Genomic DNA, 18,901 nt, shown 5'->3' with positions numbered 1-18,901 from the left:
CTCCTGAAAGCGCAGACCACTCTGCGCCATGAACGGAGTTTATCGCTTATCCTGCGTCACTTGACAATCATGTCGAGTGAATGACGGGACAACGGTAGGGCAGCGCCATTTGTCGTCAGGTAAGTCTGACCAAGCGTCATTGCCGTTTCGGTGTCGGAATCCATGATGATCATGTGCGCAAACAGCGTCATGTCGGGCTGGATACTTTCCGGATTGCCGGAATAGAACATCTGCGGGTCCATCCATGATGGTGTAAAGCGCGCGCCCACCGAATAGCCGCAAGCATTCAGACGATGACGGGTGAGGCCGTGTGCTTCCATCGTGCGGGAATGCGCATCGAACACGTCGCCAAAGGTTGAAGCCGGCGTCATCGCTGTCTCGACGGCTTCCAGCGCTTCTCGTGCGGCATTGTAGAGTTTTAGATGCTCTTCCTTTGGCTGACCGATGATGATGGTGCGCATCATTGGCGCATGATAGTGGCGAAAGACGCCAGACCACTCCAGTGTGAGCTGATCATTCGCTGATAATGTGCGACGGCCTGATTTGTAACGACACAAAAGCGCATCGGCGCCAGAACCGATAATGTATTCATTGGCCGGATAATCGCCATCGCCCGCAAAGTTTGCGCTCATCATCGCGGCCAGAATGTCTGCCTCGCTTGCGCCTGCCTTGGTGAGTTTCAACGCGGCATCCAGCGCTTCATCGCTCAGTTCAGCCGCACGCTTGGCATAGGCAATTTCTTGTGGGCTCTTAAGAAGTCGCAAGCGGTCAACCATGCCGGAGGCGTCGAAAAGCTTGGCAAAGCTTTGCAACTGTTCATCAAGCTTGCGTGCGTTGGCGCCGGTCAGGCCGTGGGTCTGATATTCAATGCCGATGCGTGTGCCGAGCAGATCAAGTTCTGTCAGAATATTGCGCAGATCTATGGCCGGATTGGCATTGTCGCGGTCGGTCCAGACGGTAATATTGTCGATGTTGGACGTGTGACGCGCCTGTCTCAGATCAGCAGAGCGGGTCATCAGCACTGTCGATCCATCAGCCTTCACCACGAGACACTGGAAAAAGCAAAAGCCGAAAGTGTCATAACCAGTCAGCCAGTACATGCTTTCCTGCGCGAATAGCAGTAGAGCATCGAGCTTCTCCTCCTCCATCTTCAAGATCAGACGGTCGCGGCGTGCAGCGAATTCTTCCGGCTCGAAGTGAAGGGCCATGTGGTTCTCCTAATCGTTTACGATAGCGATGGCGGCGATCTGACGACCGTAATCAGGCTCGTTGCGGTGCGTGGTGCGCCGGTAGGAATAGAACTGATCTTCATTGGCATAGGTGCACTGACGCAATGCTTCGGCTTTGACATTTGCCTTGGTCAGGCGATCTGTGATGAAGGTCCAGAGATCGAAAAGCTTGTGACCTTCCTTGCCCGAAGGCTGGAAATATTTGTCATAGCTTTCGTCTTTGCTAGTGAACTCAGCATAGAATTCCGGCCCGACCTCGTAATTTTCGGGGCCGATTGTTGGGCCAAGAACCGCAATGATATTTTCGCGTTTCGCACCGAGTTCAATCATCGCGTTGATGGTGTTTTCAAGAACGCCGGTAAATGCACCACGCCAACCCGCATGGGCCGATCCAATGACGCCAGCTTCATGATCGGCAAAAAGAACAGGACCGCAATCCGCTGACAGCGCGCCAATAGCGATACCCGGTACATTGGTGACCATGGCATCAGCCTTGGGGCGCGGTGTGCTGAATGGTTCAGTGACGCGGAGCACATCCGGCGAGTGCACTTGATGGACTGTCATCAGATGGTCGGATGCGACACCAAGGGTTTCTGCAACACGGCGGCGATTCTCTGTTACGAGTTCCGGCACATCATTTGACCCGCTGCCGACATTCAACCCGGCATAAATGCCATCTGAAACGCCACCCTTGCGCGTGAAAAAACCATGCGCAATACGCTTGCCGTTTTGTCCGGCAGGGCCATCCAGCAGGGCGGAGCGGAGCGGTTGCGGTTTATCGGTCATTAGCTTTCTCTTTTTTAAACGGCGGGATGTTGGGGGAGGCAGATTGGCTTGTCAATTGAAGCTTTTTGACAATGTAATTTATCGGGCAATATCAAAGGGGAAGATTGCGGTGGCGGGATCACTGATCACAAGGACCTTAAACAGTGTCCCCATCTGATCCGGTGCTGCGAGACGCTCAACGTCGCCGCGAATTTTTTCCTGAGATGCCACATCGCGTCCGGTGCCGAGGCGACCCGCACGATCGATGAGTCCCATCGCCAGTAGAAAATCGCCTTGCGTCATGGTTCCCGCCTTGCATCCGCAATTGCGTGCAGTTCTTTCCAGCATGTCGAAATCGACGTGGCTGGTAAGATCTGCTTGACCCGGATGTGCAAACACATCGTCATAGGCGTGTTTCAACATGGCCTGCAGTGTATCGGCAAAGCCCGATTGAAAATGCCCATAATCGATTGTGAGTGCAGCTCCGCGTGCTGTTGCAATCCGCTGTGCAATCTCCTGCATCAAAGCTGTGCGGGCAGGGGCTGCCTCAAAGATAGCCCCATCGGGAGCGGACTGATGGCCGAGTGGCAACAAAGCCTCATCGATGCCACCAGCGCCGCTCACAAACTGGAACTCGTCCTGTTCATCAAGCGCGATCATTCGTTCGACAAACCGGCCATTGGCTTTAACGAATTGTCGAAACGGTATTGCATCGAACAACTCGTTGGAAACGAGGATCAACGGGCCGTCTGGAATGCTCGGGAAGTTCTCGAACCATTCGATTGACCGGCCCAAACCAGAGAGCTTTTCTTTCTGTTTTTCGATCAGTCGCGGGCTGGTTTCGACCATGGCAACGCGCATTGTTGTGAACATCTGTGGCGCAAGCTGTTTGATCGTGCGCAGCATGTCGCTCATTAATGTTCCGCGACCCGGGCCGATTTCGCACAAGACTGCATTGTCGGGGCGTCCGAGCGCGTCCCATATGCCGATGCACCATATGCCAATCAGTTCACCGAACATCTGACTGACCTCAGGCGCGGTGATGAAGTCTCCCTCACGCCCGAATGGTTCGCGTGTTGTGTAGTAGCCTGATTCACGGTCGCCGAGGCAAGCCGCCATGTAATCCGCGACGCTGATCGGCCCTGTGGTGCCGATCAGTCGCTTTAGCCGGTCTTTGAGCGTTAACTCAGGCATTCTTCGTTACGGCTCGATTTGCGCGCCACATGGCCCAAACGCCGATCACGACCATCGGCACCGACAGCACCATGCCCATGGTCAGCCATCCACCGACCAGATAGCCGAGCTGCGCGTCTGGTTCGCGGAAGAACTCGACTGCGATGCGGCTTAAACCGTATCCGGTGACGAATGCACCTGCAATGAACCCCGGTGCTCTGAGCTTCTTGCCACCCCAGATGAGTGCGAACAGAACGAAGAACAGCACGAAACCTTCAAGGAAGGCTTCATAAAGCTGGCTTGGGTGACGTGGCAGTGGACCACCATTGGGGAAATAGACCGCCCAGGGCACATCGCTGACACGGCCCCAGAGTTCTGAATTAATGAAGTTTGCGACACGGACGACGCCAAGGCCGACGGGTACACCGGCTGCAACCGTATCAAACATGCTCCAGACCTTGATGCCGCGTGAGCGCGCAAACAGGATCATCGCGATTGTGGTGCCGAGAATGCCGCCATGGAATGACATGCCGCCATCCCACACTGCCGGAATAGCCAGTGGATTGGAGAGGTAATAGGAGAAATTATAGAAGAGGACGTAGCCAATACGGCCACCGAGTACGACGCCGAGAGCCGCCCAGATGACAAAGTCATCGAGCGCTTCGGGCTGCATGGGTGGCTGGTTGTTGCCCCAGAGACGATGATTGCGCAAAAGCTTCTTGCCGTACCACCATGCGAACATGATGCCGACGACATAGCCAAGGCCGTACCAATGAACGGCAAGCGGGCCGATGGAGAAAATCACCGGATCGATGTTCGGAAAAGCGAGAGCCGAAACCGGCAGCAACGTCTCTATCATACAATAACTCCATTTTCCGGCGGACCATGCGCGACGATATCTGAGTGGTCAAGTCATCACGATTATACAGCTTCACTTGCATCAGAACCGAGACGGCCCTATTTCAAAATCAGGTTTTCAACAAGCCTGTATCGAAGATAGGGAAGAATGCCATGACCAGCGGACAAAACCGGGTTCTTGATGAACTCGCCAAGCTTGTGACGGATGCGGCAGGCGCAGCCCAAGGCGTGCGCCGTGAGGTGGAAACGGCTTTGCGCTCGCAGAGTGAACGCGTACTGAATACACTTGATGTGGTGCAGCGCGAGGATTTCGAAGCGGTGCGCGAAATGGCGATCAAGGCGCGTGCTGAAAACAGTGCTCTGCTTGTTAAAATTGAAGCTTTGGAAGCTCGCCTTGCCAAACTCGAAGTTGATTCGAGTGCCAAAACGGCAAAATCCTCTGCTTCGACTGCTAAATCCAAAGATAATTCATAATTTTTTATTAACAGGCCGCAAGTGCCAAAAACCCTTGTCTTAGAGTCGGTTAAGGCAAGGGTTGCGGACCGCTCCAATCATATTTCCACATGCTTTAATGCCTCTTTTTAGAAAAGGGGCTGGCGTTCAGATTCAGCATCAATAGACTGAAAACACTACATGATTCGTAATGTGGTCATGTGGGCGGCGGCGAGGGGCTGTAGTTTTAGTTTTCGCGTCTTCAGGCTGCTTTCCAGTATCAGTTGCGTATGTGCGTGTGCCATTGAGGCGTTGCATGCTTTTTAAGCATGTCGGTTCCTCAACCGATCAATTCGTGCCTGTTTTCCTGCGCTTAGTCTTGCGTGGTGATAGGTGCGGGCGAGCAATAACTTGCGCGCCGGGAATTTGGAGGTGTCTTTCGAGGCGCTTCCCAGAACAGGAAACGGACATGAGCCTTCTTGAGCTTGAATTTGCACGCGAAGCGCATCCGGTGGATGTGATCGAGCATGTTGCGAATTCAAACGACTGGACGTTCGAGCGGACTGGCGACGACGAAATTGCAATTTCTGTAGCGGGTAACTGGACCGACTACCACATCTCGTTCTCCTGGATGGAGGACTTTGAAGCGTTGCACCTGGCTTGTGCCTTTGACATCAAAGTTGCAGAGCCGCGCGTCAATGAAGTGATGCGGCTGCTATCGCTGATCAATGAAAAGCTTCTGATGGGCCATTTTGATCTGTGGCAGCAGGAAGGTGCGATCATGTATCGCCAGTCGTTGCTGCTGGCCGGTGGCGCGGAGCCAACCAGCCGTCAGGTCGAAGTGCTGTTGTCGGCAGCACTTGAAGCTTGTGAAACTTATTTTCAGGCATTTCAGTTCGTTGTCTGGTCGGGTGTCAGCGCGCGTGAATCACTTGAAAGCGTTGTCTTCGAGACAGTTGGGCGCGCATAAGAATTAGAGATCCCGGTAAACAGGCCGGGATCTATTTCAGGGGATTTGTTATGAGTGAGACGGAAACGATCAGCTGGGGTGATTTCGAGAAAGTCGATATCCGCACGGGGACCATTGTTGAAGCTGTTCGATTTCCTGAAGCGCGTAAGCCTGCTTTTAAACTCAAAATCGATTTTGGTGACAAGTTCGGTATCAAAAAGTCATCCGCGCAGATAACAAAGCATTATCAGCCGGAAGATCTGGTTGGGCGTCAGGTAATGGCGGTGGTCAATTTCCCACCACGTCAGATCGGTCCGTTTATGTCCGAAGTCCTAACACTCGGCTTTCCAGATGAGAATGGCGAGGTTGTTCTCGCTGCTATCGATAAGAAAGTACAAAACGGCGTCAAACTGTTCTGATCTTATAGCGGTGATTTGCGTCGGCTTTGCATATTATGCAAATAGTCTGCACAAATAACGAATAGGAATGGGACAGATGCAGGGAACGATTGCCGTAGCTTTGGGCGGGGCGCTTGGAAGCATTTTACGCTACTGGTTTGCGATCTGGCTCGCGCCAATCAGCCGTGAACTGCCTTGGGGCACAATTGTCGTCAATATCATCGGTTCATTTGCAATCGCCTTTTTCGGCGCATTGACGATGGCATCAAGCCGCTTTGAAGTGCCCGAAATCTGGCGTCTCGCCTTCATGGTCGGTATTTGCGGCGGCTTCACCACTTTCTCATCGTTCAGCGTGCAGACTTTTGAATTATTGCGTCTGGGCATGCCGGGTCGCGCGCTCATGAATGTGAGCATATCGCTTTTTGCCTGCTTCGCTGCGACAGCGCTTGGTTATGTTGCAGCGCAGGCGATCAATAGAATTTAAGCTGGAATACGAATAATTGCCCTCAGGCCGCCGGTCGGTGCGTCTTCAAGATCGATATCCCCGCCATGGCTTCTGGCTATGTCACGGGCAATGGCGAGGCCAAGGCCGCCGGTGCCGCCGGAATCCTGCGTGCGTGCTTCATCAAGGCGCACGAAAGGTTTGAAGACGTCTTCACGTCGATCTTCCGGGATACCCGGGCCATCATCATCAACGATGATTTTCAGCCAGCCATCATTGTGGGTGATCGAAAGCTCGACATTATCCGCATGGCGGAAGGCATTCGAGACAAGGTTGCTGACGAGGCGTGAGAAGGCATTCGGGCGAACGTTGACCTCGCTGTCGCCTTCGATTGAATACTTAAAGCCACGCTCGCGCAGACGCGCTTCATTCGCAAGCTTGTCACACAGCAGGCGCACATCATAGGTTGCAGCTTCTTCCGAGCCTTCGCCACGCGCAAAGGCGAGATAGCCCTCAAGCATGGTCTGCATATCGGCGATATCCTGATTGAGCGGTTCAGTGTCGATTGCATTGCCGGTCAGTGCCAGTTGCAGCTTGAAGCGGGTCAGAATCGTGCGCAGGTCGTGGCTCACACCGGAAAGCATGGCTGTTCGTTGCTCAATTTGCCGCTCAATACGTGAGCGCATCTGAATGAAGGCGATGCCCGCACGGCGAACTTCTTCGGCACCATGGGGACGGAAGCCTTCCGGCATTGGTCGGCCCTTACCGAAGCTTTCGGCTGCTTGCGAAAGCTGCTGGATCGGCTTGATCTGGTTGCGCAGAAAAGCGATGGCGATGATCAACAGCACAAGTGCAGTGCCGATCATCCATGTGAGGAAGATGCCGGTATTGGACGCATAGGCCTGACTGCGACGTGCAAAAACACGCAGGACTCTATCATCGAGCTTGATACGGATTTCGATCAGATCGGAATCACCGACCGTATCGACCCAGAATGGCCTATTGATCTGACGAGTGATTTCTTCACTCAGGAAGTAATCGAGAATAGCGAAGAAGGGTTTCGGTCCCGGCGGCGGCAGCGGATCGGGCGGCAGGATCGAAATATTCAGGCCAAGACGCTGCTGCGAAATGCGGATCAGATTGTCATAGCCCGGTTCCTGCGGATAGGTTTCCAGGATGTCGATGATTGCAGAGATATCGCGCACGACAGCTGTTGAAAGCCGCTCGGTCACCATCTGCCAGTGGCGTTCCATGAACACATAGGCAATCACTGACTGAAGCAGCACCATCGGCGCAATGATAATAATAAGCGAACGCGCGTAGAGCCCTTTTGGCATGCGGCGCGCGAACCAGCGTGTTACTGATTTCCAGAGTGACTTCATCGTCTCAGATAACTCCAGACGGTTCTGCTGGTTGCATGTTTTCGGTCACGCTCTGAAATTTGCGAAGCTCCGCTCTAATCGCTTGTTTTAACGCGCATCTTGTCCGAAAACCGCTTCACACTTTTCGGGACGCGCTCTAAATCTAAACGCTACTCAATGCTCAGCTTGTAGCCGATACCGCGAACTGTTTGCAGCCAGACCGGGTTAGCCGGGTCCTGCTCGATCTTGCGACGCAGACGGTTGATCTGCACATCAATCGTGCGTTCGCCCACATCGCCGTCTTGTCCGGTCAGTTCATGACGCGGAATGGTTTCACCGGCGCGCTCGGCGAAAATCGCCATGATATCCTGTTCGCGATCCGTAAGCTTGATTGTTTCGGTGCCCTTCTTCAATTCGCGACGCGGAATGAAGAAAGTATAGGGCCCAAAAACGATCTGTTCGATCTTCGGCTGGGCCGGTGATGCGCCACGGCGAAGGATATTATTGATACGCAGGATCAATTCGCGCGGATCGAAAGGCTTTGGCAGATAGTCGTCTGCGCCTGCCGACAGACCATCGATACGGCTGTCGGTTTCCGACAAAGCAGTCAGCATCAGGATCGGTACACTTTTCTGCTCACGCAACGAGCGGGTCAGCGAGACACCGGTTTCGCCGGGCATCATCACATCGAGGATCAGCAGGTCGAAATCGATGCCTTCGAGCTTGCGGCGCGCCTCTGCTGCGCTGCCAGCCATAGTCACTCTAAAACCGCTGGTCGTCAGATACTGCGAAAGAAGGCTGCGAATTCGCGTGTCATCATCAACAACAAGAAGATGTGGTGCGTCGTCAGAAAGGTTGTTTTCATCTACAGCCATGGCGTCGTTCGATCCCATCCTGTGCCAAATCACCGTGCAAAGAATTCTGCACGACACTGGGCTTTTATTTCACGTATATGGAGGAAAACCAGTTCAAGGCTTTCCATAAGATACCGCATCTTAGCCACTGCAAGACAGCGCGTCTATCCGAGGCGTGCGCTGTTGGTGATTAGCCCCCAGCCTTCTCGAGCAGTTCCACTTAAGACAGAATCGTTGGAACCGGTCTAACTATTTGGTTCTACGCATTGTCGTCCTACGCAAAACCGTTTCGCATTTTTTGCTGGAGATGCTCTAGAGTTTTGGCTCGGATGCACCCCCGGCTGTTTCCGTTGCCGCGAAATCGTCAATCTGGGCGCGGCGCTCAGGATTGACCATATTATAAAGAAATCGCTCAATAACTTCACGTTCTGCTGCGCCGGATTCTTCCAATGCCCGCGCGATGCGGCGTGACTGTGGCAAAGCAAGCGCAAGCGCAAGCTGTCGCCCACTTTTTGTGGGATAAAGTTTGCGGTGGCGGCGATCATGCAGCCCCGTGGCCTGCACAACATGGCCGGTATCGATCAGTTGTTTGAGAACACGCGACAGGCTCTGCTTGGTAATGCGGAGCACTTCAAGAAGTTCAGCCACCGTCATACCGGGTTTGCGATTGATGAAATAAAGCACACGGTGATGCGCACGGCCAAATCCGATCTTCTCAAGGATCAGATCGGGGTCGGCGGTGAAGTCGCGATAAGAGAAGAACAGCAGTTCAATGACGTTGAGATCGTCAGCCTCCAGACACGTCAGAGGATTGCTGATATAGTTCACGTCGTTCGTCGAATTCACATCGAAGCTCCATCCTGTTGCGATAAATATGTCAGCATTGTTGACATAACTCAATCGCCAAGATAATTTTTGGTAAGTGCAGACCGCTTTTTTTGGAATAAAGTTTGCACTGATGCATGTTGGAGGAGAGATAATTGCGCGGTGTGCTGTGTCAGACTGTCCAATAAGGACGGTGAAGCACAATGGCGAGCGCTATTTTCCGTAATTGTCGGAAATATCTTTGTTTTACATGTATTATTTGCCTGATCTCAGCGTCGTTGTTCGAGCTGACCTCAGCGCATCTGTTTGTAAAATGCCAGTGTTGGCGAAGAAAAACACGTCTTACTTACCAGTTATATCGATTTAACTGGCCAGAAAAGATTAGGGAAAGGCTCGTCTGAGCCAAACGGCTTGCCGAAAAAGCGGGCCAATTTTGAGGAAGAGTGAAATGGCTGCGATTCCATTCGATCAACGCGACGGATTTATCTGGCAGGATGGCGAATTTGTCGCCTGGAAGGATGCGAAGGTCCATGTGCTGACTCATGGTCTGCACTATGCGAGCGCCGTATTCGAAGGTGAGCGTGCATATGGCGGCGAGATTTTCAAGCTGACCGAGCATACTGAGCGCCTGCATGAATCCGCCCGAATTCTTGGCTTCGAGATTCCATATAGTGTCGAAGAAATCGACAATGCCTGTCGCGAACTGCTCAAGAAGCAGGGCTTTGTGGATGCATATGTTCGTCCGATTGCATGGCGTGGATCAGAGTCGCTTGGTGTTTCGGCTCAGAACAACCGCATTCATCTGGCAATCGCGATCTGGCAGTGGCCGAGCTATTTCTCGCCTGAAGAAAAGATGAAGGGTATTCGTCTCGACATCGCAGAATATTGCCGCCCCGATCCGCGCACTGCACCGTCGCGTTCCAAGGCTGCAGGCCTTTATATGATCTGCACCATTTCCAAGCACGCAGCAGAAGCAAAGGGTTATGCGGATGCGCTGATGCTTGATTGGCGCGGGCAAGTGGCTGAAGCCACTGGTGCGAATGTCTTCTTTGTCAAAGACGGTGCCTTGCACACACCAAAGCCTGATTGCTTCCTTGATGGCATCACGCGTCGCACGATCATTGATCTTGCCAAGCGTCGGGGTCTGGAAGTTATTGAACGGGTTATCATGCCGGAAGAAATGGCGACATTCACCGAATGCTTCCTGTGTGGAACGGCAGCAGAAGTGACGCCGGTTTCAGAAATTGGAAAATACCATTTTACACCCGGTGAAATCACCAACATGCTGATGAACGATTATGCTGCTGAAGTTCAGCCCAAGCGAATAGCAGCCGAGTAACAACGTTTTAAACAGAAAAAAGCGGCTTTTAAGCCGCTTTTTTACTATGTGACTGCTTAATGTTTGACTTTGGAAAGTTTCGGTCCAAGATTTTTCGGGTCGGATTCGCGTTATTCCGGCTTTTAACTCAGATGGGGTGACGATTATGGAATCTCTACTGCCTATCATTCTTCAACTTGTTTCAGGCGCAGTAGGCGGCAATATTGCTGGTGCTGTTAAGAATCTCAGCCTCGGAACTGCTGGCAATACGGTTGCCGGTGGCATCGGCGGCATTATTCTTGGCCAGCTTCTGCCTATGCTGTCCGGTGGCGGATTGGACTCGGTTCTCAATGGTGTCGTTGGCCAGCTGGCTGGTGGCGGTGTGGGCGGTATCGTCCTCACAGCAATTATCGGACTGATCAAGAACTCAATGGCAAGCAAAGCCTGAGCTTAAGCGAATAGCGTGGTTGTGGGGACAACAACCGGCGATCTCATGGGGTGACATTGCTCTAAAAGTGGTTTCAGGCTTTTGGAAATGTGAACAAGTTTCGTGAGAGGGGATACGGGCGGCCTTGTGCCGCCCGTTTTACTATGATCAAGCCTTTGCAAACTGAATGTCGCGCATTATGTGAAGGTGCAAATAGTCTGCGACAGTCCGAAATTCGCCTCGGCCAACTTTTCCAACATGCTGCTGAATGGAGTATTCTATATGGGACAATTACAAGCCATCATCGTTCCAGTGACGCCATTTCAGCAGAACTGCACCATTCTTTTCGATGGTGACACCAAAAAGGGTGTAGTGATCGATCCCGGTGGCGATTTTGATCGGATCAAAGAGGCGATCGCTTCTCAGAATGTTGACGTCGAAGCCATTTGGATTACGCATGGCCATATCGACCATGCAGGCGCAGCGCTGGACCTCAAGGAAGATCTGGGCGTTGAGATTATTGGTCCGCACAAGGACGACAAGTTTCTGCTCGATAACCTGGCAACTACCGGGCTTAAATACGGATTGACTGAGGGCGTGCGTAATGTCACACCCGACCGCTGGCTGGAAGAGGGTGATACGGTTTCAGTTGCCGGGCACACTTTCGATGTCTTCCATTGCCCCGGACACGCGCCGGGACATGTGGTGTTCTACAATCCTGAAGCGCGCTTTGCGATTGTCGGAGACGTTCTGTTCAACGGTTCAATCGGTCGTACAGATTTGCCAGGTGGCGATCACGCCGCACTCATCCGCTCGATAAAAGAAAAGCTTTTGCCTTTGGGCGATGATATTGGCTTTTTATGTGGCCATGGTCCCGGCGGACGCTTTGGCGAAGAACGCCGCAACAATCCGTTTCTCAACGATATCGGATATGCATGAGCTGAACTGCTTGTGAAAAAAGCCGCCCTTGAGGCGGCTTTTCCAATTGCGGATTGCTGGCGGGATTAGTTCGCCGAGCAGAAATGGTCGCGTCCATCATAACCGCGATAGGTTCCGGTATTGGCATTGAACGAACGATAACGGTCTGAACAATACTGATACCAACCGCGACTCCATGGCTCATAGCCCACACGATACTGCACGCTGCGCGCCGGTGGTGCCGGATAATATGCAGGTGGCGGTGGAGGTGGTGCGTAAACCGGCGCTGGCTGGACATAAGTCGGCTGAGGCTGGCTCAGAGCGCTACCGATGAGTGCACCAGCCGCAAGACCGATGACGCCTGCAGCAACTGCATCGCCGCTGCGGTCACGATGACGATGATAAGGACGATCCCAGCCGCCACGATTCCAGTCATCACCGCGATCCCATCCGCGACGACCCCAAGAGTCAGCCGATGCTGAAGCCAGCGGTGCGGAGACTGCTGCTAAGGAGGCAACTGCCAGAATAGCTGTTTTAAGTAGTTTGTTCATTGTCCGCTCCTTCAGAAGCACAACTACAATTTTGGTGATATGCAGGGCCGGGTTGGCGCACCGCATCAATCATGAATGACAAGTTAATAGTCTTGACATGAATGGAGGCTGAACAATGGTGAAGGGGCGGTTGAAAACACTGTTATGCGGTAAATTAAATGCAGTGTTGGTAATATTTCGAGCGCTGCGATCTGGAACGTGTTGCGAGCGGATTGGACAAAATCGGCGCTCTGACTATTCGTTTTAGAGCATTTCCTGTTTTTTTGAATCATTGGAAATGCTCTATCTCTTTGTTTTTTCGCCATATCCCTCAAAGGACGCGGCGGATTTCTCCTCTGGCTTTGTCGAAGTTCGCTCAAGGAGGAATAACGCCTCATCGCTCACTTCTCCTCGCCAGCGCCAAAATCCCGCTCGCGCCGCTGATAAGTTAAATCGTCACCACGGCCTAGATGTACTCAGCCTAATAAAAAACCCCGGCGTTAGCCGGGGATCAAATTCTTGTTCTGTAAAATTTCGGACTTAGTCAGTAACCGAGATGTTTACAGCCTTTGGACCTTTGCCGCGACGATCCGGTTCAGTCTCGTAGGAAACCTTCTGGTTGTCGGCCAGTCCAGCCAAACCTGAAGCCTGTACGGCAGAGATATGGACAAAAATGTCTGCACCGCCATCATCAGGCTTGATAAATCCGAAACCTTTTTCGGAGTTGAAGAATTTGACCTGTCCGGTCTGTGCCATGGGATCCGTTCCTTTTCCTTGGCGCCACCGCTTTATTAAAAGACAGTGGAATTACAACTTCCGCCGAACGCACCACACACCCGGCAGAGGGTCATGCAGGCAGTTCTCGACATAGGAAAGGAACCGATCATTGCCAGAGACTAATCTCTGACCCGGAACTTCTAGCGGTTCCGGCGCGCCGTTCTTCCAGTCTTCCGTTTGTACTCAAATTGCCCGGACGGTTGAAGACTGATCTATGATGCGTAATTTGGCAAGCAAATTCTTCATGGAATATGAGATTGGTTATCTTCTTAACGGTATCGACTCGAATCTTTACAAAAATTACGAGAATATTGCTCATCCAATACCAAAATAGCACAGGCCAAAGGCAATATATCGATTCATACTAAGGTATAGCATGCTCATTTGCTTATCGATTGCGCAAAACTATGCATGCACCACCTGCCGCGCGAAGTTTAGAGCAAATGTTGTCGGCTTCGCCTCGGCTGTCGGCTCCGATGCGCACAGCATAAATGCCACGTCGGGCCATCGGGGTGCGTACGCGGCTAATGACTGGATTGTGACTCGCGAGCACCGAAGAGAATTGTTTGCGTAGCCTGCTCCACTGATTAACGGCGACGCTGCGTCGAAAGTTGCCCGCAACCTGAATGCCCCAGGGTTTGGGCTTGATGCGCGACATGGGTATTGTAGCCGTGCGAATGATCGGCAGGCGCTGGCAAGCTTCCGCAAAACTGAGTTTTGCGTCGAGGGGCTTGTTGGTGATCTCGCTGCCGGATGCGAAATTATCAGCGGGAGCACCTGTGAGATCGAGAACGTAGTCTTCCGTTTCCAGCGGAAGAAATCCGCCCGAGCGCATCCAGTTGGAAACGCGGGTTGGACCGGCATTATAAGCAGCAGCGGCCAAACCCCAATTCCCGAAAGCGCGTTTGAGTTCGCTTAGGAAGTCGGCGGACGCGGGGATCGCCTGTTCTATATCGAACGGGTCGGCAAGGCCGCGCTCTTTGGCGGTATAAGGCATGAATTGCGCGATGCCTTGTGCGCCGACCGGGCTTACTGCGCGATGATCGAAGCGACTTTCTTTCCAGATGAGCCGTGCGAAGAAGTCCTTCGGAATTCCTTGAGCTTCGGCATTGATTTCTATGAGCTGGCAAATTCGATCAACAGTAGGCGTGCTCTTCTCGGATGGCATGGGCGGACCATAAACCAGGGATTCGGAATTGGCCGCTGTCTGTGCTGTCGCGTTGATGCTTTCAGGCCAGCAAAAGAGTTGCATGAATGCAAATGTCGCTATCGTTATATGCAGACGACTCATGCAGCTGATTCCGCCCATTATCCCGCTCTGAGAATGTAGAGTAATGCATGTTTACGACTTGTCGATATGCGGTTGCTGATAATGATGCCGATTATCTTCCAATACTTCCTTGTTCTTGGAGGTTTCTGGGCCATTTTAGCATTCAGATATGAGAGGGAGAGAGCAATGCTTCTAAGCAGAATTAGCCGCTTGGGGTTGATCGCGAGTGCCATTTTTCTGGCGGGTTGCGTCGCTGAAGGTGGCCCGGATTATAGGCCTCCGGTGCGGCCGGCTCCATCGCAGCCGCAGATGTGCCCGATGATTTATGCGCCGGTTTGTGGTGAGCGCGGCCATTCACGCAAGACTTTTGGCAATGCCTGTCAGGCTCGTGCCGATGGCTATCGGATTGTTGGAAACGGTCAGTGTAGTTCAAGACCGGGAGCCGACGCGGGCTGGGGAGGGGGACGACCGGGCCGTCCGCCACATCAGGGCAACAGACCTGGACGTCCAGGCGCCGGTGCGTGCACTCGAGAATATATGCCGGTTTGCGCACGTCGCGGTAACGACAGGCAGACATTCCCAAATCGTTGTGAAGCAGAACGTGCGGGTTACCGCATTACCGACGGCGGCCAGTGTCGTTAGAGCGCGTTTTGATCTGATTGGATCAGATCGACGCTCTAATCATTTGTTTTTACGTGCATCTTGCCCGAAAACTGTTTCACATTTTTCGGGATGCGCTCTAAACATTGGGTCTTGCTCGATGTTCTTGGATTACCGCCCCGGTCGGCCAGTCTTGCCGGGGCGACGCTTTTTGCGGGCCGTTTCAGCGGGGTCTTCATAAGAGCCGATACCCGAACGTTCACGCCGAAGCAGAGCATCATCCGCACCCGCCGGTTTTTCCGTCCGCTTAACGGTCATTTCATCCAGCGTATTCTTGCGGAACAGCGGCTTTGCCGTATCCGTTCCCGGGCCCATATTGTCGAGCGAAGGCTTGGCGAACAGCGATTTTTTCGGCTCGTCATCGACTGTGCGATGCGCCTTACGACCCGCATTGTGGCGACCTTTGGTACGACCCGTTACAGGGCTCTCAAGTTCCACTTCACGCGCCATCGGATCATCGGCAATTGCCAGTTCCATTTCTCGCAGGCGCTTGACCTCATCACGCAGTCTCGCGGCCTTCTCGAAGTCGAGATCGGCAGCAGCATCGCGCATCTGCTTTTCCAGATGTTCGAGATGGGCGGCAAGATTGTTGCCCATCATCGAACCTTCTTCGGCAAAGCCTGAAATATCGGCGCGGACGTGGTCCTGTTCGTAAACCGAATTGAGAATGTCCGAGATATTCTTCTTCACCGAAGCAGGCGTGATGCCATGTTCGAGGTTGTAGGCCTCCTGCTTTTCGCGGCGGCGGCTGGTTTCATCCATCGCGCGCTGCATCGAGCCGGTGATGTTATCAGCGTAAAGAATGACCTTGCCGTCGACGTTACGCGCCGCACGACCGATGGTCTGCACCAGCGAAGTTTCCGAACGCAGGAAACCTTCTTTGTCGGCATCCAGAATGGCGACGAAACCGCATTCCGGAATGTCGAGGCCCTCGCGCAGCAGGTTGATCCCCACCAGCACGTCGAAAGCGCCAAGGCGCAAGTCGCGGATAATTTCGATACGTTCCAGCGTATCGATGTCCGAGTGCATATAACGCACGCGAACGCCTTGTTCGTGCAGATATTCGGTCAGGTCTTCGGCCATGCGCTTGGTCAGCACCGTGCAGAGCGTGCGATAGCCCTTGCGCGCAGTTTCGCGGATTTCGCCCAGCACATCATCAACCTGATTTTTCGCAGGGCGAACTTCCACCGGCGGGTCGATCAGGCCGGTTGGGCGGATGACCTGTTCGGCAAACACGCCGCCAGCTTCTTCCATTTCCCATTTGCCGGGCGTTGCCGAAACTGCGATGGTCTGTGGACGCATGGCGTCCCATTCCTCAAAGCGCAACGGACGGTTGTCCATGCAGGAGGGCAGGCGGAAGCCATATTCGGCAAGCGTTGCTTTGCGCCGAAAGTCGCCGCGATACATACCACCAATCTGCGGAACCGTGACATGGCTTTCGTCGAGGAAAACGAGTGCATTGTCTGGAATATATTCGAAAAGGGTCGGCGGCGGTTCGCCCGGCTGACGGCCGGTCAGATAGCGTGAATAGTTTTCGATACCGTTGCAGACGCCGGTTGCTTCGAGCATTTCAAGGTCGAAATTGGTGCGCTGCTCAAGGCGCTGTGCCTCAAGCAGTCGGCCTGCGCGGGTCAGTTCTGCAAGACGATGCTGCAATTCTTCCTGAATAGATTTGATCGCCTGATTGAGCGTCGGGCGCGGCGTTACATAGTGCGAATTCGCGTAAATCTTGACCGACTGCAGATCGCCGGTTTTCTGGGCGGTCAGCGGATCAAATTCTGTGATGGTCTCGATCTCGTCGCCAAACAGAGAAATACGCCATGCGCGGTCTTCCAAGTGCGCCGGGAAGATTTCAATCGTATCGCCTCGCACCCGGAACGAGCCGCGCACGAAGTTGATGTCCTGCCGCTTATATTGCTGCGCCACGAGATCGGCGAGAAGCTGGCGCTGGTCGAGCCGGTCGCCGATCTTCATCTCAAACGTCATGGCGGTATAGGTTTCAACCGAACCGATACCGTAGATGCATGAAACAGACGCGACGATAATGACGTCATCGCGCTCGATCAAAGCACGCGTTGCCGCGTGACGCATACGGTCGATCTGTTCGTTTACGGTCGATTCCTTTTCGATATAAGTATCCGACCGCGCCACATAGGCTTCGGGCTGATAGTAATCGTAGTAGGAAACGAAATATTCGACCGCATTGTTCGGGAAGAAGTTCTTGAACTCGCCATAAAGCTGCGCTGCCAGTGTCTTGTTTGGAGCAAGAATAAGCGCGGGGCGCTGCGTTTCCTGTATGACCTTCGCCATGGTGAAGGTTTTACCGGAGCCAGTAACACCGAGAAGAACCTGCGTGCGGTCCTGATCTTCAAGGCCGCTTATCAGATCGCGAATGGCAGTGGGCTGATCGCCGGACGGCTCAAAACTCGATTCCATCTGGATCGCAATGCCACCTTCGGATTTTTCCGGGCGGGCAGGACGGTGCGGGGTCCATAACTCGCCGTTCTTGAACAGCGGATTGCCGGATTCAATCAGATCGGAAAGCGCCTGAACGGTTGCGGTCGCGCCCGAAGGACTAAACTCGGCTGCGTCTTCGAGGCTGATGTCCAGTCCTGCTACCGGATTGAGGCCTGCTGCGGCACGTTCTTTGGCAGAGGCAGCGCCGCCCATCGAAGTGCCGCGTGCGCTACGCGATGATTCCTTGCTGCGTTCAGGCACTTTTTTGGGGGGCTTTGCGGCTTTGGCCGGTTTCGCCTTGGCCTGAGGCTTGGTGGCCGCATCGCTGATCTCTTTTGCCCAATCGGAAATGGACCCGGAAAGCGGCGCACCCGAAAAATCGGGCTGAGGTGCTTCACCGAAACCGCCAGTCTGGCCAGTCAGTTTGCGCGAATCCTGAGAGTATTTATCTTTTGAGGAAGCCATGTCCCCAATATGGAATTTCGCAACTCAAATGAAAAGGGTGCAGTGGTTAAATCCACCGCACCGCATCTCAGTTTTCTGTCGCTCCTGACATCAGGCTGTCAGGAGGTGGTGCTCATCGTGGACGCCAGCGATTACCGGGGCCGTAGAAATTTGGGTGAAAACCCGGATGATCATTCCAGCCGGGCCGGTCGCCCCAATGTGGACGAGGCGGTCCCCACTGACCCGGTCCGCGCCAACCCGGACCCGGACGATATGGACCTGGACCCCAACCCGGGCCGTAGGGGCGAGGCCCCCAATTTGGACCGTCATCCCATCGATTGTTATTGATTGCCGAACCGATCACCAATCCGGCGATCAGTGGTATGCCGATCGCTGCAGCGGTCGATCCAAAATTGTCATTGGTGGTGTAACCGCCACCGCCGGTCTGAACCGCGATGTAATTTGATGAAGCCCAGCCATCAAGGCCACGATAGTTGACGCGGCACCAGCCATACCCACTCGTGCAGCCAGCGACATTGAGCACAACCCCATTGGGGATGCTGCCCATGGATGGATATTGTGTGCCGGGACCGGTACGAAGATTAATATTTGCAGCTGCAAGTCCGGCTGAAGCTTCTGCGTTGGTTGCAAATAAAAGTACTAATGTAGCAATTGATGATGTAATAATTAATCTCATACTATCCCCCGATGTGTATGGCTTAGCCGTTTATATGGCAGGAAATTGTTATTTTTACTTTAAATTATTGTCGCTGTTTTGATCGTGATTAATAATTAAGTTTTTAATATTTAGGAG

The 18,901-nt window shown here is 53.3% G+C and carries 20 protein-coding genes; 8 read left to right on the top strand and 12 right to left on the bottom strand.

Annotated elements, in window-relative coordinates:
* Positions 1 to 56: 56 nt before the first annotated feature.
* From CEV33_RS08500 to lgt, 4 genes are all read right to left on the bottom strand, one after another.
* The gene (locus tag CEV33_RS08500) at positions 57 to 1,208 is read right to left on the bottom strand and encodes a M24 family metallopeptidase (RefSeq protein ID WP_094540049.1); all 1,152 of its coding nucleotides are present in this window, start codon (positions 1,206 to 1,208) and stop codon (positions 57 to 59) included.
* 9 nt (positions 1,209 to 1,217) lie between these two features.
* The gene (gene pgeF, locus CEV33_RS08495; RefSeq protein WP_094540047.1) at positions 1,218 to 2,015 is read right to left on the bottom strand and encodes a peptidoglycan editing factor PgeF; all 798 of its coding nucleotides are present in this window, start codon (positions 2,013 to 2,015) and stop codon (positions 1,218 to 1,220) included.
* Between the two features lie 78 nt (positions 2,016 to 2,093).
* Positions 2,094 to 3,188, bottom strand: coding sequence for a class I SAM-dependent methyltransferase (locus CEV33_RS08490; RefSeq protein WP_094540045.1), 1,095 nt, complete (start codon positions 3,186 to 3,188; stop codon positions 2,094 to 2,096).
* Positions 3,181 to 4,026, bottom strand: coding sequence for a prolipoprotein diacylglyceryl transferase (gene lgt, locus CEV33_RS08485; protein WP_094540044.1), 846 nt, complete (start codon positions 4,024 to 4,026; stop codon positions 3,181 to 3,183). Before lgt ends, CEV33_RS08490 begins: the two co-directional genes overlap by 8 nt.
* A 152-nt stretch (positions 4,027 to 4,178) precedes the next feature.
* Here lgt and CEV33_RS08480 point away from each other — a divergent pair, with 152 nt between their 5' ends.
* From CEV33_RS08480 to crcB, 4 genes are all read left to right on the top strand, one after another.
* The gene (locus tag CEV33_RS08480) at positions 4,179 to 4,499 is read left to right on the top strand and encodes an accessory factor UbiK family protein (RefSeq protein ID WP_024899434.1); all 321 of its coding nucleotides are present in this window, start codon (positions 4,179 to 4,181) and stop codon (positions 4,497 to 4,499) included.
* Between the two features lie 427 nt (positions 4,500 to 4,926).
* Positions 4,927 to 5,427: a type III secretion system chaperone family protein gene (locus CEV33_RS08475; RefSeq protein WP_024899435.1), complete on the top strand. Its 501-nt coding sequence runs from the start codon at positions 4,927 to 4,929 to the stop codon at positions 5,425 to 5,427.
* 50 nt (positions 5,428 to 5,477) lie between these two features.
* The gene (locus CEV33_RS08470) at positions 5,478 to 5,825 is read left to right on the top strand and encodes a tRNA-binding protein (RefSeq protein ID WP_094540042.1); all 348 of its coding nucleotides are present in this window, start codon (positions 5,478 to 5,480) and stop codon (positions 5,823 to 5,825) included.
* 76 nt (positions 5,826 to 5,901) lie between these two features.
* Positions 5,902 to 6,288: a fluoride efflux transporter CrcB gene (gene crcB, locus CEV33_RS08465; protein WP_094540269.1), complete on the top strand. Its 387-nt coding sequence runs from the start codon at positions 5,902 to 5,904 to the stop codon at positions 6,286 to 6,288.
* Here crcB and CEV33_RS08460 read toward each other — a convergent pair.
* The 3 genes from CEV33_RS08460 to CEV33_RS08450 form a co-directional block, all read right to left on the bottom strand.
* Positions 6,285 to 7,628 carry an ATP-binding protein gene (locus CEV33_RS08460; RefSeq protein ID WP_094540041.1) on the bottom strand — a complete coding sequence of 448 codons (1,344 nt, stop codon included), beginning with the start codon at positions 7,626 to 7,628 and terminating at the stop codon, positions 6,285 to 6,287. The two genes, crcB and CEV33_RS08460, sit on opposite strands and share 4 nt — an antisense overlap.
* A 149-nt stretch (positions 7,629 to 7,777) precedes the next feature.
* On the bottom strand, positions 7,778 to 8,500 hold the full coding sequence (locus CEV33_RS08455; protein ID WP_094540039.1) for a response regulator: 723 nt from the start codon (positions 8,498 to 8,500) through the stop codon (positions 7,778 to 7,780).
* A gap of 273 nt (positions 8,501 to 8,773) precedes the next feature.
* Positions 8,774 to 9,307 carry a MarR family winged helix-turn-helix transcriptional regulator gene (locus tag CEV33_RS08450; protein WP_094540268.1) on the bottom strand — a complete coding sequence of 178 codons (534 nt, stop codon included), beginning with the start codon at positions 9,305 to 9,307 and terminating at the stop codon, positions 8,774 to 8,776.
* Positions 9,308 to 9,734: 427 nt separating this feature from the next.
* On the opposite strand from CEV33_RS08450, the gene CEV33_RS08445 reads away from it, so the two are divergent.
* The 3 genes from CEV33_RS08445 to CEV33_RS08435 all read left to right on the top strand — a co-directional run bounded on the left by CEV33_RS08445 (position 9,735) and on the right by CEV33_RS08435 (position 11,970).
* Entirely contained in the window at positions 9,735 to 10,625 is an 891-nt protein-coding gene (locus CEV33_RS08445) for a branched-chain amino acid aminotransferase (protein ID WP_094540037.1), read from the top strand.
* Positions 10,626 to 10,770: 145 nt separating this feature from the next.
* On the top strand, positions 10,771 to 11,052 hold the full coding sequence (locus CEV33_RS08440; RefSeq protein WP_094540035.1) for a hypothetical protein: 282 nt from the start codon (positions 10,771 to 10,773) through the stop codon (positions 11,050 to 11,052).
* Between the two features lie 261 nt (positions 11,053 to 11,313).
* Positions 11,314 to 11,970: an MBL fold metallo-hydrolase gene (locus CEV33_RS08435; protein WP_094540034.1), complete on the top strand. Its 657-nt coding sequence runs from the start codon at positions 11,314 to 11,316 to the stop codon at positions 11,968 to 11,970.
* Between the two features lie 65 nt (positions 11,971 to 12,035).
* On the opposite strand, the gene CEV33_RS08430 is transcribed toward CEV33_RS08435, so the two are convergent.
* The 3 genes from CEV33_RS08430 to CEV33_RS08420 all read right to left on the bottom strand — a co-directional run bounded on the left by CEV33_RS08430 (position 12,036) and on the right by CEV33_RS08420 (position 14,547).
* On the bottom strand, positions 12,036 to 12,500 hold the full coding sequence (locus CEV33_RS08430) for a BA14K family protein (protein WP_094540267.1): 465 nt from the start codon (positions 12,498 to 12,500) through the stop codon (positions 12,036 to 12,038).
* Between the two features lie 519 nt (positions 12,501 to 13,019).
* Positions 13,020 to 13,235, bottom strand: coding sequence for a cold-shock protein (locus CEV33_RS08425; protein WP_024899445.1), 216 nt, complete (start codon positions 13,233 to 13,235; stop codon positions 13,020 to 13,022).
* A gap of 409 nt (positions 13,236 to 13,644) precedes the next feature.
* Entirely contained in the window at positions 13,645 to 14,547 is a 903-nt protein-coding gene (locus CEV33_RS08420) for a lytic transglycosylase domain-containing protein (protein WP_235818383.1), read from the bottom strand.
* Between the two features lie 165 nt (positions 14,548 to 14,712).
* On the opposite strand from CEV33_RS08420, the gene CEV33_RS08415 reads away from it, so the two are divergent.
* On the top strand, positions 14,713 to 15,168 hold the full coding sequence (locus CEV33_RS08415) for a Kazal-type serine protease inhibitor family protein (protein WP_094540032.1): 456 nt from the start codon (positions 14,713 to 14,715) through the stop codon (positions 15,166 to 15,168).
* 129 nt (positions 15,169 to 15,297) lie between these two features.
* On the opposite strand, the gene uvrB is transcribed toward CEV33_RS08415, so the two are convergent.
* Together uvrB and CEV33_RS08405 are read right to left on the bottom strand one after the other, a co-directional pair.
* Entirely contained in the window at positions 15,298 to 18,108 is a 2,811-nt protein-coding gene (gene uvrB / locus CEV33_RS08410) for an excinuclease ABC subunit UvrB (RefSeq protein WP_094540030.1), read from the bottom strand.
* A 112-nt stretch (positions 18,109 to 18,220) separates the two neighbouring features.
* On the bottom strand, positions 18,221 to 18,784 hold the full coding sequence (locus CEV33_RS08405) for an SH3 domain-containing protein (protein ID WP_094540029.1): 564 nt from the start codon (positions 18,782 to 18,784) through the stop codon (positions 18,221 to 18,223).
* Positions 18,785 to 18,901: the final 117 nt, after the last annotated feature.

Source organism: Brucella grignonensis (genome assembly GCF_002252505.1).
Lineage (GTDB): Bacteria > Pseudomonadota > Alphaproteobacteria > Rhizobiales > Rhizobiaceae > Brucella > Brucella grignonensis.
Note: the sequence above shows the minus strand (reverse complement) of the source record. Positions and strands in the feature narration are given on the sequence as shown.